10 protein-coding genes and 1 tRNA gene are annotated in these 14,413 nt (G+C 71.7%); 4 read left to right on the top strand and 7 right to left on the bottom strand.

Features of this window, described 5'->3' with window-relative positions; translation table 11 throughout:
• Positions 1–5: 5 nt before the first annotated feature.
• Entirely contained in the window at positions 6–1,598 is a 1,593-nt protein-coding gene (locus ACZ4XD_RS08530) for a hypothetical protein (protein WP_468039514.1), read from the bottom strand.
• Positions 1,598–2,017, bottom strand: a complete 420-nt coding sequence (locus tag ACZ4XD_RS08525; protein WP_467114760.1) for an SsgA family sporulation/cell division regulator — start codon at positions 2,015–2,017, stop codon at positions 1,598–1,600. Before ACZ4XD_RS08525 ends, ACZ4XD_RS08530 begins: the two co-directional genes overlap by 1 nt.
• Before the next feature lie 459 nt (positions 2,018–2,476).
• Here ACZ4XD_RS08525 and ACZ4XD_RS08520 point away from each other — a divergent pair.
• The 3 genes from ACZ4XD_RS08520 (at position 2,477) to glxA (ending at position 7,649) form a co-directional block, all read left to right on the top strand.
• Positions 2,477–2,550, top strand: a tRNA-Lys gene (locus tag ACZ4XD_RS08520).
• Between the two features lie 1,041 nt (positions 2,551–3,591).
• Positions 3,592–5,700, top strand: coding sequence for a glycosyltransferase family 2 protein (locus ACZ4XD_RS08515; RefSeq protein WP_468039512.1), 2,109 nt, complete (start codon positions 3,592–3,594; stop codon positions 5,698–5,700).
• Positions 5,697–7,649: a radical copper oxidase GlxA gene (gene glxA, locus ACZ4XD_RS08510; protein ID WP_468039510.1), complete on the top strand. Its 1,953-nt coding sequence runs from the start codon at positions 5,697–5,699 to the stop codon at positions 7,647–7,649. The genes ACZ4XD_RS08515 and glxA overlap by 4 nt, the downstream gene beginning before the upstream one ends.
• Positions 7,650–7,761: 112 nt before the next feature.
• Here the strand turns inward: glxA and ACZ4XD_RS08505 are convergent, their stop codons facing one another.
• The 5 genes from ACZ4XD_RS08505 to ACZ4XD_RS08485 form a co-directional block, all read right to left on the bottom strand.
• Complete coding sequence (locus tag ACZ4XD_RS08505; RefSeq protein ID WP_468039509.1) at positions 7,762–8,838, bottom strand: glycoside hydrolase family 6 protein; 1,077 nt, start codon at positions 8,836–8,838, stop codon at positions 7,762–7,764.
• Positions 8,839–9,113: 275 nt separating this feature from the next.
• Complete coding sequence (locus tag ACZ4XD_RS08500) at positions 9,114–10,058, bottom strand: sortase domain-containing protein (protein WP_468039507.1); 945 nt, start codon at positions 10,056–10,058, stop codon at positions 9,114–9,116.
• Positions 10,048–10,515, bottom strand: a complete 468-nt coding sequence (locus ACZ4XD_RS08495; RefSeq protein WP_468039505.1) for a hypothetical protein — start codon at positions 10,513–10,515, stop codon at positions 10,048–10,050. The genes ACZ4XD_RS08500 and ACZ4XD_RS08495 overlap by 11 nt, the downstream gene beginning before the upstream one ends.
• Before the next feature lie 271 nt (positions 10,516–10,786).
• Complete coding sequence (locus tag ACZ4XD_RS08490) at positions 10,787–11,566, bottom strand: HAD-IIA family hydrolase (RefSeq protein WP_042155092.1); 780 nt, start codon at positions 11,564–11,566, stop codon at positions 10,787–10,789.
• Between the two features lie 310 nt (positions 11,567–11,876).
• On the bottom strand, positions 11,877–13,049 hold the full coding sequence (locus tag ACZ4XD_RS08485) for an ROK family transcriptional regulator (RefSeq protein WP_468039763.1): 1,173 nt from the start codon (positions 13,047–13,049) through the stop codon (positions 11,877–11,879).
• A 71-nt stretch (positions 13,050–13,120) separates the two neighbouring features.
• On the opposite strand from ACZ4XD_RS08485, the gene ACZ4XD_RS08480 reads away from it, so the two are divergent.
• Positions 13,121–14,239, top strand: a complete 1,119-nt coding sequence (locus tag ACZ4XD_RS08480; protein ID WP_468039503.1) for a Gfo/Idh/MocA family oxidoreductase — start codon at positions 13,121–13,123, stop codon at positions 14,237–14,239.
• Positions 14,240–14,413 lie beyond the last annotated feature (174 nt).

The raw sequence follows: 14,413 nt of genomic DNA, 5'->3' as shown, positions 1-14,413 counted from the left end.
TCGGGTCAGGCCGCCCGCGTGAGGGGAGCCTCCGTGGGACGGGCCGCGGCCTGCACCAGGGCCGTATAGGTGCGGCGGAGGGCGATCAGGGACTCCTGGGCCTCGCGGTAGACGGCGGCGTCGGGGCCACCGCGGTGGGCGAGGGTACGCACCGGGGCGCAGTGGCGGTCCATCGCGCTGAGCCAGGCACGGTGCTGCGCCGGGAGATGGCGGCGCAGCAGCTGTCGCCGGCCCTCCCGCAGCCGCCGGGCGCCGATGCCCAGGACGGCGTCGGCCGCCTGGAGCACCGGTGGTTCCAGGGCACCCTGTCCGGCGAGCGCGCCGAGTACCGCGCGCTGCTGCGGGGTGGCCGGCGCGGCCGCCAGTTCCGCCGCCTCGGCGAGGAGCTGGGCGCGCAGCGCGTGCTGGACCCGGACCAGCCGACGCAGCGCCGTCGGGGTGGAGGAGTCGTCGGGCGACCGGCCGGCCAGGGTCTCGGCGAGCCGGAAGAGCCAGATCCCGTGTGCCTCCAGGCGGGTCGCGGCCAGCATCAACCGGTCCAGCCGGCTGAGCGGTTGACCCTCCGGGGCCCAGCGGACTATCGGTACGAGCGTTTCGGTGCGGGCCAGTTGGTCGATGGGGATATGGCGGCGGGGTTTGCGTTCCGGGGCCCAGTTGTGGAGCGCGAGGGTGGGCAGCGCGACGAACTGATCGTGGTCGATACGGTGCGCGATCGCCGCCCAGAGGTCGAGGAACGCCTCGTTGGCGACCTCCCGGGCGGCCGGCGCCTGGGGGTCGATCCCGCACCAGCCGCAGGACACCGCGATGACCGCGATCCGCATGGCGGCGGCCTCCGCGTTGCGCAGCGAGAGCCGGGAGACGCGCTGCCGGAGCGCGGCCAACTCATCGGCGCGGTGCGCCCGTTCGACGAGCGCGACGGCGGCCTCCCGGTCGGGCGCGACCGCGGCCGCGCGGGCCATGGCGTCCAGCCGGGTCCAGGTGCCGATCAGGGAGCGTACGGGCGGCCGCTCGGGCAGAAAGCCATGTGCACAGGGGTCGTGCGGGGCGGTCGTGGCGGCATCGGCGGGCCCGTCCGGCTCCCCGCCGGCACGCCCCGGCCGGGCGGCGGCCGACTGCCCCTTGCCCTCCCGGCCGGCCGGCGGTGCGGCCTCCTCCGCTCGGGCCGAGCCCGGGGCTCGGCGTGGGGCCGGTAGCGGGGAGGCGGGGGTCGCGGCGGCGGGGGCCGAGGTGGGGGGCGGGGTCCCGGCGGCGGACGGTATGCCTGGGCCGGGCGATATGCCGACGCCGGACGGTCTGCCGGGGGCGGGCTCCGTGGTGGCGGGCGAGGCACCCGGGCTCGTCGTGGGGAGGGCCGCCGCGTGGACCGGGCGGGAGGGGCCGGACGCGCCGGACCCAGCCGTGGTCACCGTCGCCGGTCCGGTCGCCTTCACCGGCTGGGCCGTCGTCACCGGTCCGGTCGCCGTCGCCGGTCCGGTCGCCGTCACCGGCTCGGCCGCCGTCGCTGGTCCGGCCGCCGTCACCGGTCCGGTCGCTATCACCGGCTCGGTCGCCGTGACCGGCCCGGCCGTGGTCGTCTTCGTGATTGCCGTGTCCCCCATCAGCACTTCCCAGCGAACAGCCGGGCCAGGTGAGCGTCCATGTCGAGGTAGCCACCCTCATGGCCGGGCGGCACGATCGCCGCGGTCTGCTCCAGCCAGGCGGTCAGCTCCGTCGCGCGCACCGAGAGCTCGCAGACGCTGTCGTCGGTGGACAGCTCGATATGTACGCGGCGCGCTTCGCCCGGCCGGCGGAAGGACCACACCCGCACGTCCCCCTCCCCTGCCTCGTCATGCAGCCCGGCCAGCAGGAGCTCGCGGGCGAACAGCCAGGTGGCGACCGTCTGGCCGCGGCTGATGAAGGCGACCTCGACCTCGTACGGGCGGTCACTGCGGTAGCTGAACCGGCCGGCCACCGGAACTGCTTCGTCCGGCCCGAGAAGGAGCCGCATCTCAAGGGTGCGCTTGGCTGTCGACACCACGACGATCAACCTTTCCGACGGAGGGGCGAGTCCCGGGGACCCGGTCCGGGGCTGCGCGTCCTGGCAGACGTTGCTGTGGAGGGTGGGGTTGCGGCAGGCGCAAGAGGAGTGACGGACGCCATGGCCGGCGCCCTCTGGACAATGTTCAGTTCTTGCGTCCCAGCGCTCGCCTCAGCCTCTCAACCGGCAGGAGATACCGCATGTTGACGGGGCAACTGGTGGGACATGGGGACGGAAAGGGATGAAGTAGCACTTTGCGGAATGATTCAGGCGGCCGTCGAGAGGAGACGCCAAGATCATGTGGCTTTTGCCCCGTATGCCCGATGGCGCTCTCGGAACGAGGGGAGCAATCAGGAGGGCGCCACGAGTGGCAGGGATCACACTGACCGAGTGCGTGAGCAGGGCGGTCGCGGGTACGGAGCACCCTCCGAGTTCGTGTAAAGTTCTTCAGGTCAGCACGCGCCGCTAGCTCAGTTGGTTAGAGCAGCTGACTCTTAATCAGCGGGTCCGGGGTTCGAGTCCCTGGCGGCGCACGACACACTGAGGCCCCTCGCCATGCGAGGGGCCTCAGTCGTATGTCCGGCCACATGGGGCGGGGCGCAAGATCACCGTCGGGTGGAACGTTTGTACGAGGTGCGGCGGCGCCGCGTGTCCCGCACCTCGCACCGCCTGCCACACGCCGCACGCCGCGACGAGCCACTCCCTGGAGGCGGGACCACCCCTTAAGGGCCGCCCCCCGCCACCACCGGCCGGCATCACCATGCCCGCCCCCCCACGGGAAGCCGGACACGGTGCCACCGGACCCGCCGCACTGTCCAGGGGGTGACGCAGACGCCGGGGGCGCTGGGCCTGACGTTCAGCCAATTCCCCGTACTGGCAAGTCACTTAGGGGGAATCGGCGGTTCATGCCGAATCCGTCGCGGATCTGCCCATCCCCTGTTTTGCGGGTGAATTCCTTCAGATACTGTTCCAAATCGCACGCACGGCCACAAAGGTGCCTGCCGGTCCGTACGGCCGTGTCGCCTCGAAGCGCAAATCATGCTGCGCTGCGTGCTCGAATCCGCCGACTCTCCTTATTGCATTGGCAGTTGCCGACGGACTTTTACGAACGAGCGGCGCCGCCTTTACCGGAAGGGTAACTCTACGCTTACGGAGCATGCTATTCCAGTTATTGAGACACGAACTGTCAACAAGCCCGAAATCGGCTGCCGTTCCAGGTCAAAGCACTGCGCTCGGCGCCATATGGCGTCCGGATATTGCCTCTTTGACCTGCGTAACTTGTGTTGCATCTTGCAATCGGCTGGGCCGTTCGGCACTCTGACCTGGGAACTCGGTCGAAATGCGGCGGGGTTCCCAGGAGTGGGAAGAAAGGGATACGCCGGTTGGCGTGATGTGAACGCGGGGAACCCGCTGCTTGGCAGGATTACGGGGCGTTCCTCACACCACCGGAACATGGCCGTCACCGTCGCAGGTGCGGACGGCCTAGACCAGTGAGCCCGAGTCGGTCGTGGGGACCGGGAAATCGGGCTATCAGCACACGGCACGCAGCCAGTTGCGTGCGGGGGGATGGACTCATGACGTCGCCACCTGAGGGTGCCCGGCCGCAGCACTCGTACGATTCGTCCGCCACCGCGCGCCTGCGGGTGCCACGTCAGCAGCGGCAGCGGCGCACCCCGCGCAAGCCACTGCCGCGCTACGACTACGAGCACTACAGCAGACTCGCCGGGCCGCTCACCCAGCCCGACCCGGACAAGCCGTACAAGGTCCGCTATCGCTCGCTGCTCGCCGACGAGCCGCACCGTATCCGGGCCGCGCTGCTGCTCGGTGCCGCGCCGCTGCTCTCGTTCGGGCTGCTGATCTGGCTGATGCAGCCGAACCACTGGACCGAACGCGACTACCCGGCCTACGAGTTCCTGCCGGTGCTGGACGTCGTCATGCTGGTCTCGATCGGGCTGATCGAGTTCTTCCGGTGCATGAATGTGCTGTCCAACGCGCACGCCACCCTGGTCGCCCGCGACCCCATACCCGTCATACCCGAGAGCGGCACCCGCGTCGCCTTCCTCACTTCCTTCGTGCCGGGCAAGGAGCCCCTGGCCATGGTCACGAAGACGCTGGAGGCGGCGGTCAAGATACGCCACCGCGGGCTGCTGCACATATGGCTGCTGGACGAGGGCGACGACCCCGAGGTCAAAGAGGTCTGCCGGCGTCTGGGCGTGCACCACTTCTCCCGTAAGGGCATCCCGGAGTGGAACCGGCCCAAGGGACCGCACCGCGCCAAGACCAAGCACGGCAACTACAACGCCTGGCTGGCGGCGCACGGCGACGACTACGACTACTTCGCCTCCGTCGACACCGACCATGTCCCGCTGCCCAACTACCTGGAGCGGATGCTGGGCTTCTTCCGCGACCCGGACGTGGGCTTCGTCATCGGCCCCCAGGTGTACGGCAATTACGACACCTTCGTCACCAAGGCCGCCGAGTCCCAGCAGTTCCTCTTCCACGCGCTGATCCAGCGGGCCGGCAACCGCTACGGCGCGCCGATGTTCGTCGGCACCTCCAACGCCGTACGCATCAGCGCGCTCAAGCAGATCGGTGGGCTGTACGACTCGATCACCGAGGACATGGCGACCGGGTTCGAGATCCACCGGCACCGCAATCCGCGGACCGGGAAGAAGTGGCGCTCGGTCTACACCCCGGATGTGCTGGCGGTCGGCGAGGGGCCCACGGCCTGGACGGACTTCTTCACCCAGCAGCTGCGCTGGTCCCGCGGGACGTACGAGACGATCCTCAAGCAGTTCTGGAAGGCACCGTTCACCCTGCCGTTCGGCCGGCTGGTCAACTACACCATGATGGTGATCTTCTACCCGATGTCGGCGCTGAACTGGATTCTGGCGGCGCTGAGTTGTGCGCTGTTCCTGGGTCTCGGCGCCTCGGGTGTGGAGATCGATCCGACGGTGTGGATGATGCTGTACGGGAACGCCTCGGCGCTCCAGATCGGCCTGTACATCTGGAACCGGCGGCACAATGTCTCCCCCCACGAGCCGGAGGGCTCCGGCGGTGTCGCCGGCATGGTGATGTCCGCGCTGTCCGCGCCGATCTACGCCCGGTCGCTGTTCGATGCGGCGCTGCGCCGCAAGAGCAAGTTCGTGGTCACGCCGAAGGGCGACTCGTCCAGCCCGGACACGCTCTTCGGGACGTTCCGGGTGCATCTGTTCTTCCTGCTCGTCTTCGGCGGCTCGCTGATCGCCTCGTTCGTGCTGGGGCACAGCCATCCGGCGATGGTCATCTGGGCCGTCCTCGCGATGCTGATCACCGCCGCACCGATCTACGCCTGGCGGCGGACCGTACGCGACGAGAAGCGGAAGCGGAGCGCGGCCGCCGGCGGCTCCGGTGCCACGACCGAGGGCGCCGATGCCACGGCCGGCGGCTCCGGTGCCACGGCCGGCGGCTCCGGTGCCACGGCCGGCGGCGGGGGGTCTGCGGACGTGGCCGGTGGCTCTCCCGCCACGGCCGACGGTGAGGGCTCTTCCACCACGACGACCGACGGTGAGGGCTCTTCCGCGACGGCTGACGGTGAGGGCTCTTCCACCGCCGCCGCTGACCAAGCCGCCGCTCCGGCCGACGGCCCGCCCGCCACCAGTGAACAGACCATGCAGATCGCCCTTGGGGGACGTCACACATGAAGTACCGTCCGAGCCGTCGCACCCGCAGAGTGGCGATAGCAACGGCGGTGGTGCTCGCGCTGGCCGGGATGAACGGGCCGGCTCTCTACGGCTTCGCCTCGGAGCAGTACCACCAGTACGTGATCAACAAGCCGGAGTACAAGGCGGAGAACGGCCACTGGGACGTCCTCAACGTCCCGCAGAAGTACCGCATCAACACCATCCACGCGGCACTGCTGCACACCGGAAAGGTGCTGCTGGTCGCGGGCTCCGGCAACAACGCGGCGAATTTCAAGGCCAAGTCGTTCCGTACGGTCCTGTGGGATCCGGAGAAGAACACCTTCAAGAACATCCCCACCCCCAAGGACCTCTTCTGCTCCGGGCACACCCAGCTCCCGGACGGCAAGCTGCTGGTGGCCGGCGGCACCCAGCGCTACGAGAAGCTGAACGGCGATGTGAAGAAGGCCGGCGGCCTCATGATCATCTACAACGAGGACCCGGACGGCCCGAAGACCTTCCCGGCCGGCACGCTCTTCACCGGCAAGAAGAACGGCAAGACCTTCGCCGCGAAGGACCCCGTCGTGGTGCCCCGGGCGAAGAAGAAGACCGACCCGGCGACCGGCAAGGTCACCGTCGTGCACAGCGAGGCCCGGGTCTATGTCGAGGCCCTCAAGGACGGCCCGTCGCACTCCACGGGCACCCAGGACAACTACCGCATCCACGGTCTGACCGGCGCGGACGCCCGTAACTTCTACGGCATCGCGCAGAAGCTGTCCTTCGACAAGAAGGACTTCCAGGGGATCAAGGACAGCTTCGAGTTCGACCCGGTGGCCGAGCGCTATGTGCCCGTCGACCCGATGAACGAGGCCCGCTGGTACCCGACGCTCACCACGCTTCAGGACGGCAAGGTGCTGTCCGTCTCCGGGCTGGACGAGATCGGGCAGGTGGTCCCCGGCAAGCAGGAGATCTACGACCCGAAGACGAAGAAGTGGCGCTATCTGCCCAAGAAGCGCTTCTTCCCGACCTACCCGGCGCTCTTCCTCACCGACCAGAACCGGATCTTCTACACCGGCTCCAATGCCGGTTACGGCCCCGACAACATCGGCCGCAAGCCCGGCATCTGGGACCTGAAGACCAACAGGTTCCAGTTCGTGCCCGGCATGAGCGACCCGGACATCCTGGAGACCTCGATGTCGGTGCTGCTGCCGCCGGCCCAGGAACAGCGGTACATGGTGCTGGGCGGGGGCGGGGTCGGCGAGGACCCGAGGGCCACGGACAAGACCCGGATCGTGGATCTGCACGCCCCCTCGCCGCGCTTCAAGGACGGCCCGCCGCTGTACGCGAAGGCCCGCTACCCCAGCAGCGTGATCCTGCCGGACGACACCGTGCTGACCACGAACGGCTCCGGTGACTACCGCGGGCGCAGCGACTCCAACGTGCTGAAGGCGGAGCTGTACGACCCGGCGTCCAACACCGCCCGGAGGGTGGCCGATCCGCTGGTGGGCCGCAACTACCACTCCGGTGCGCTGCTGCTGCCCGACGGCCGGGTGATGACCTTCGGCTCGGACTCCCTCTTCGCCGACAAGGACAACACCAAGCCGGGCGTCTTCCAGCAGCAGATCGACCTCTACACCCCGCCGTACCTCTACGGGAAGTCACGCCCGAAGCTGACGGCCGGCCCGACGGAGACGCTCTCGCTGGGGCAGCGCGCGACCTACGGCTCCCCGCACGCCGCCGGCATCAAGAAGATGCGGCTGATGCGGCCCGGCTCGTTCACCCATGTCACCAATATCGAACAGCGCTCCATCGCGCTGGACTTCACGGTGACGAAGGACGGGAAGGGCGTCACGGTCACCCTGCCGAAGGATCCCTCGCTGGTGCCGCCCGGGTGGTACATGCTCAACGCGGTGGACGGGGAGGGGACTCCGTCGAAGGCGGTGTGGGTGAAGGTCGCGGCTGAGCGGCAGTAGGGGCGCGGGGCCCGCAGGGGCCGTCCCGTTCGGGGCCCGGTGGATTCTGGATCCACCGGGCCCTCGCCGTGGGGGGCGCCGTCACAGCAGGGCGCCGGCCCGGGCGTGGTGGTTACTTCGCGCCCTGGGCCAGGCCGAGGGCGTACTTGGGCCACCAGGTGCCTGCCTTGGGGCCGCCCTTGCAGGTGCCGTCCGACTCGCCGGGGCGTTTGATCCACAGATAGGCGGCTATCTGGGGGTCGCCGGTCTTGGTGGTGGGTGCCGCGCCCAGGGCTCGGCCGGGTGGGTTGCACCAGTTTTCCGGGTCGTCGCCGCCGGGGGCCGGGCCGTTGCCGTTGCGGCTGGTGTCGATGACGAAGCGCTTGCCGTCGACCATGGCGGACAGCTTCTTGCCGTACTTCGTGTTCTCCGCGGTGGTCTGGTAGTTGGAGATGTTCAGCGCGAAGCCGTCGGCACGGTCGATGCCGGCCCGCTTGAGCGGCTCGACCATCCGGCCCGGGTCCTTGATCCAGTGGGGGTTGCCGGCGTCCAGATAGACCTTGGTGCGCGGCAGCGCCTTGAGCTTGCCGACCGCCTCCGTCAGCAGGGCGTAGCGCTCCTCGTGGAACTGCTGCGGGGTGCACTTGTCCGCGATGTGCGGCAGGGCGTCGGGCTCCAGGATCACGGTGGTGGCGCGGTTGCCGATGCCCTTGAGGACGCCGTCCAGCCAGGCACGGTACGCGTTGCCGTCGGCGGCGCCGCCCTTGGAGTAGCTGCCGCAGTCGCGGTGCGGGATGTTGTAGAGCACCAGCAGCGCCTCACGGTCGGCCTTGGCGGCCGCCTCGGTGAAGCCACGGGCCTCGCTTTGCGGGTCGTCGACGCCTATCCATTCGGCGACCGGCTGCTTCGCGATCTTGTTGACCAGGCGGGCGTCGCCGGACTCGCCGCCCTTGCCGTACGCGGACACCTGACGGGCCGCCTTGCTGTCCGGGTTGACCCAGAACGGGGCGACGGACTTGGGGCGTTGGCCGGGTCTGTCCGGCACGCTGCCGTCACTGTCGCCGTCGGAGCAGCCGGCGAGCAGCAGCAGAGCCAGCGCCCCCACCACCGCCCTCGACGGCGCCGCACCGGCATGCGCGGAGCGCCGCCGGCCGTCGCGGGACCCACCCGGCGCACCGGCCCCGGCCATCCGTCGCAGATTGCCGTACATCCACTCCCCCCTCGGAGCACGAACACGGAACACGGTCGGCAGGGGACCACCGGCCGCATCCATCGTGGCACACCCCGACTTGCCCGGGTCGGCCTGTGGACGAGCCGCGCACCGAGCGCTCCGCGGGACGTGCCGAGGGGGCCGAGGGGTGCCGAGAGGCGCTGAGAGGTGCTGTCGTGCGGCTGCGGCTGCGTCGTGGCGCGTCGCGCAGTTCCCCGCGCCCCTTCGGGGGACGACCGCACCGCACCCACCGCAGCGGGCTTCGGCGAGGCGGCTCAGTCGCCGCCGGGGGCGTGCGGGGGCTCCTGGTAGGACGTCAGGTAGGCGGAGACCACCACGATCACGTGGGTCGCCGCCCCGCCGTGTGGCCGGCCCGAAGCACCGGCGCGGCTGTTGTCGTCGGCGATCAGGCGGAGTTCGGAGCGGCCGCGGTCGTGGGCGGCGTAGGCCCTGCGCGGGTCGAAGCGGTGGCGGTCGTAGAGCTGGATGTCCTCGACGGTGAAGCGAGCGGTGCTGCCGTCGGCGCGCCGGATGTCGACCCGCTCCCCTGGCTTGAGGCGGGACAGCCGGTGGAAAGCCGCCCGTTGGACATCAGGGCCGTGCATGTCCTGGCGGTCGCCTTCCGGGCCTTCGGCGTCCGCCCGGGCCACGAGCAGCGCCGCGCCCGCCTCCCCCGGTTGCGGCCCCTCTGCGTACCAGCCAACGGGCTGCGGGGAGGTGTACGGGGGCGCGGTGAGGAGGCCGTCCCCGTCGAGGCCGCTTTCGGTGATGCCCGCCTCCCGTACGCCGAGCGCGTCGATGGTGATCCGGACGGGCCGTGCGGTGGTCGCGGCGTGTACGGGCGCGTGCGCGTGCGGAGGCGCCTGCCGGCCCAACGGGCGTCCGGCGGCGGCCACATCACCGGTCGTGGCAAGCTGCGCGGCCACCTCGTCCGCCAGATCACGGCCCCACAACCACAGCCCCAACAGCAACACCGCCCAAGCCACACCGGCGAGCAGCCGGCCGGGGCGGTGGACGGTTCCGGGGGTGGGGTCGGCGGCGGTGTCGGGGGCGGTGTCGTGGAGGGGGCGCGTGCCGGTGGAGGGTAGGGGGCCGGGGCCGGCATGGGTGCCCGGTAGGACAACGGCGTTGAGCGCCTTACAGGTGCCAAGGGCGCCGGATGCGCCGGGCCTGGCGGTCACCCCGGCCGCACTCGCCCGCCCCTCCTCGTCAGCGCTCATCGGCGTCGCCCCGCCGCTCGCGGCGCAGTCTCAGCCGGAGCCGGAGCAGCTGCCCCGCGATGACCAGGATGGCGCCACCGGCCAGCACCAGGCCCACGGCCGAGGTACTGCTCAGCTCACGGCTCGATGCGGCTCTGGCTTCTTTGGCGGTGTGGGCAGCGGCGCCGGCTCTGCCCGTCTCGGCGGCCGGAGCGGGCGGAACCGGATGGGCGCCGGGTGCCGAGCCGGGGTGGACGCGGCCTGCGTCCGACCGGGCGGTCGGGCTCCCGGCGGTCCGGGTGAACCGCGATGCCTCGTGGACGGACACGGAGCGGACGAGGGCCCGCCCGGCGTTGCCACCCGGGCCCCGCGAGGTGTCCGCGCCGGGGGCGGCGGGGGTGGCGGGGGTGGCCTGGACCGTTGCGGTTCCGGTGGCGCGATCCTTCGCGGCGTACGCGGGTGCCGGCGCCGTTGTCACCGCGCACGCCGCGATCGCGGCACAGAGAGCAAATTGCCGTGAGCGCATGGTGAACCTCCGATAACTCCGAAGGTCCGCCCCCGCGCGCCCGGCCGCATCCGGTGCGGTCCGAGGCTGCGCCGTTCGGGTGGGGCTCCTGGGCCACCGGCGGCCCACGGCCGGATCAGACCGCGGACCGTGCAGCGGCCGGAGCCACGGCTCAGACCGGCACCGGCCCGGTCACACCAAGCTGGCCACTGCCCCGCTCAACCAGGCAGCCCCACCGCCCCGCTCACACCAGGTCGATGAGATCCGCGATCGAGTCCACCACACGGGAGGGCCGGAACGGGTGCCGTTCGATCTCCTCGGGGCGGGTGAGGCCGGTCAGGACGAGGAAGGTCTCCATGCCCGCCTCCAGGCCGGCCAGCACATCGGTGTCCATACGGTCACCGATCATCGCGGAGGTCTCGGAATGGGCGCCGATGACGTTCAGCCCGTGCCGCATCATCAGCGGGTTGGGCTTGCCGACGAAGTACGGGTCGACGCCCGTCGCCTTGGTGATCAGCGCGGCCACCGACCCGGTGGCGGGCAGCGCGCCCTGCGGGGAGGGGCCGGTCTCGTCGGGGTTGGTGGCGATGAACCGGGCACCGTCGTTGATCAGCCGGATCGCCTTCGTCAGGGCCTCGAAGCTGTAGGTGCGGGTCTCGCCGAGGACCACGTAGTCCGGGGAGTGGTCGGTCAGGACGTAGCCGATGTCGTGCAGGGCGGTGGTCAGGCCCGCCTCACCGATGACGTAGGCGGTGCCGCAAGGCCGCTGGTCGTCCAGGAACTGGGCGGTGGCCAGCGCGGAGGTCCAGATCGACTCCCATGGGACGTCCAGGCCGATGCGGTTCAGCCGGGCGTGCAGATCACGCGGGGTGTAGATGGAGTTGTTGGTCAGCACGAGGAAGGGTTTGCCCGATTCGCGCAGTCGCTTGATGAAGGCGTCCGCCCCGGGAACCGGAATGCCCTCGTGCATCAGGACGCCGTCCATGTCGGTGAGCCATGACTCGATCGGCTTGCGCTCTGCCACTGCCGGACTCCTGCCGTACGTGAGGACCAGGGGCGCCGACCGCCTCCCGCACGCACCGTGGACCACACGGGGTAACCCACGCGTCGTACGTACGGCCGACGCCCCCACCCTAAGTCAGCCCCCGCGCCCCTGACCCTGGTGATCCCTCCGGTCTTCGGCCGGCCTGGCAGAGCCCGCACCCCGGCTCCCGGCACTCCGCGACACGTTGCGCAGCGCCTCGGTCAGCCGCTCAACCAGACAGCGCAGTTCACCATTCGAGGCCGGGCGGTCGTCGGGCACGGCTCCGGCATGCCCGAGCAAGGCCGCCCCCTCACCGCACCGAAGTGGCCCCCCGCCCCCCGAACAGCGGCGCCAGCACCAGCTCCGCCGCCCCGTCCGCGACCGCCTGCGCGCCACCCCGGGCCAGCGCCACCGGTACCGCGGCCCGGCCACGGGCTCGTGCCTGGCCGTCGAGCGCCTCGGCCACCCCCGTCCGGAACACCTCGGGGTTCTCCAGTACGGTGCGCCCGCCGAGCAGCACCCGGTCGATGTCCAGCAGCTCGACGAGGTTGGCGGCGCCCGCCCCCAACACCTGGGCCGCGCCCGGCAGATCGCCCCGGGCCACCGCCGCCAGGCACAGCGCCTCGATGCAGCCGCGCCGTCCGCAGCCGCACCGCGGCCCGTCCCACTGCACGGTCTGGTGCCCGAATTCCCCGGCGCCGGTACGCGGGCCGCGGTAGAGGCTGCCGCCCAGGACGAGTCCGGCGCCCAGGCCGGTGCCGAGATGCAGATAGCCGAACGAGCCGGCGCCGGCCGGCATCCCCTGGGCCAGGCCGAGGGCGGCCGCGTTGGTGTCCTTGTCGAGGACGACGGGCAGGCCGAGGCGTTCGGCGAGCGCGTCCCGCAGCGGGAAACCGTCCCACCGGGGCGCGCCGGTGACCCGGTGCAGTACCCCGGCGGTGTGGTCCAGCGGCCCCGGGCAGGCCGCCCCGGCGCCCAGCACCGGCGGCCCGCCGGCCTCCGCGCGCAGCGCCGCGACCTCCCGTGCGGCGGTGTCGAGCACCGGCCCGGCGCCCGCCTCGAAGGCGAGCGGGGCGCGGCGTACGGCAACGGCGGCGCCGGTGAGATCGGCGAGTACGGCGATGAGCTCATCGCGGTCCAAGTGCAGCCCGACCGCGTGCCGGGCGCCGGGCACCAGCCGCAGGACGGTGGCGGGCTTCCCGCCCGTGGAGGCGCGGCGCCCCGCCTCGACGGCCAGCCCCTCGGCCCGCAGCCGCGCGGTGATCTTGCTGACGGCCTGGGGGGTCAGCCCGGTCCGCGCGGCGAGCTCCAGCCGGCTGAGCCCCGGCTCACCGGCCGCCCGGAGCAGCCCGAGCACCAGCGCGGCATTGTGGCCGCGCAGCGCGGGGAGGTTGGCCCCGGGATTTCCCAGGGCGGCCGGGGTTCCGGTGGCGACCGGATCGCCGCCGGCGGCCGGACCTCCGGCGCGCCCCGCCGGGGAGATGTCATCGCTGCTCACCCACCCATTGTCCGCATCGCTTGCACTTTGGCAACAGCGTTGCTTAAGTGGAACTCATGAGCAGCGAGACGAGCGACCCCACCGGCACCGCCGCCCCCCAAGGCCCGCTCCGCGTCGGCCTCATCGGTTACGGCCTGGCCGGCTCGGTCTTCCACGCCCCCCTGATCGCGGCCACCGACGGCCTGCGGCTCGACCTCGTCTCGACCTCCGCCCCGGAGCGGCAGGCACAGGCCCGCGCCGAACACCCCCAGGTCCGTACGGTCGACACCCCCCAGGCGGTGCTGGACCGCGCAGCGGACCTCGACCTGATCGTGCTGGCGTCACCGAACAAGACCCATGTGCCGCTCGCCACCGCCGCGTTGGAGGCCGGGCTGCCGGTCGTCGTCGACAAGCCGCTGGCCGCGACCGCCGCCGAGGCCGAGAAGCTCGCCACGCTCGCCGAGGAGCGCGGCCTGCTGCTCTCCGTCTTCCAGAACCGCCGCTGGGACAACGACTTCCGCACCGTCCGCAAGCTGATCGAGGACGGCGCGCTCGGCGACGTCCAGCGCTTCGAGTCCCGCTTCGAGCGCTGGCGTCCGCAGCCCAAGGGCGGCTGGCGCGAGTCCGGCGACCCGGCGGAGCTCGGCGGGCTGCTCTACGACCTCGGCAGCCACCTCGTCGACCAGGCGCTGACCCTGTTCGGCCCGGTCGTCTCGGTCTACGCCGAGTCCGACATCCGGCGCCCGGGCGCGGAGGCCGACGACGACACCTTCCTCGCCCTCACCCACGCCAGCGGCGTCCGCTCCCACCTGTGGGTGAGCGCCACCACCGCCATGCTGGGCCCGCGCTTCCGGGTCCTGGGCAGCCGGGCCGGCTACGTGAAGCACGGCCTGGACCCGCAGGAGGCCGCCCTGCGCGAGGGCCTGCGGCCCGGCACCGAGGGCGTCGAATGGGGCGTAGAACCGGACTCCTGCCGGGGCCGGCTCGGCGCCGGCTCGTCCCCGCAGAACGGCGGCGGCGAGCCCGTGCCGACCCTGCCGGGCGACTACCCCGCGTACTACGCCGCGATCGAACGGGCCCTCCGCGAGGGCGGACAGCCGCCGGTAACGGCCCGGGAGGCCGCGGCCGCGCTGCGCGTACTGGAGGCCGCGAAGCGCTCCGCGGCGGAGAGCCGGGCCGTACGGCTCACGGGCTGACCCCACGTTTTTGTCTGTCCCGCCGTGGTGGTTTCTCGCCGTTGCGCCTGGCGGCGGGCGTTGCCGCTGCGCGGGGCTGTCGGGGTGCGGTGACGGGCCTGCGCGGGGGGGGGGGGGGGGGGGGGGGGTGGGGTTCGGCCCCGCGCACCCCACCCCCCCCCCCCCCCCCCCCCC

Source organism: Streptomyces sp. NPDC029466 (assembly GCF_055574515.1).
This window is presented reverse-complemented; position numbering and strand designations above follow the sequence as displayed.

Excerpts from the sequence above, each read along its gene's own strand:
- ACZ4XD_RS08505 (WP_468039509.1), bottom strand. The coding sequence starts at position 8,838 with ATGTACGGCAATCTGCGACGGATGGCCGGGGCCGGTGCGCCGGGTGGG.
- glxA (WP_468039510.1), top strand. The coding sequence starts at position 5,697 with ATGAAGTACCGTCCGAGCCGTCGCACCCGCAGAGTGGCGATAGCAACG.
- ACZ4XD_RS08500 (WP_468039507.1), bottom strand. The coding sequence starts at position 10,058 with ATGAGCGCTGACGAGGAGGGGCGGGCGAGTGCGGCCGGGGTGACCGCC.
- ACZ4XD_RS08480 (WP_468039503.1), top strand. The coding sequence starts at position 13,121 with ATGAGCAGCGAGACGAGCGACCCCACCGGCACCGCCGCCCCCCAAGGC.
- ACZ4XD_RS08515 (WP_468039512.1), top strand. The coding sequence starts at position 3,592 with ATGACGTCGCCACCTGAGGGTGCCCGGCCGCAGCACTCGTACGATTCG.
- ACZ4XD_RS08530 (WP_468039514.1), bottom strand. The coding sequence starts at position 1,598 with ATGGGGGACACGGCAATCACGAAGACGACCACGGCCGGGCCGGTCACG.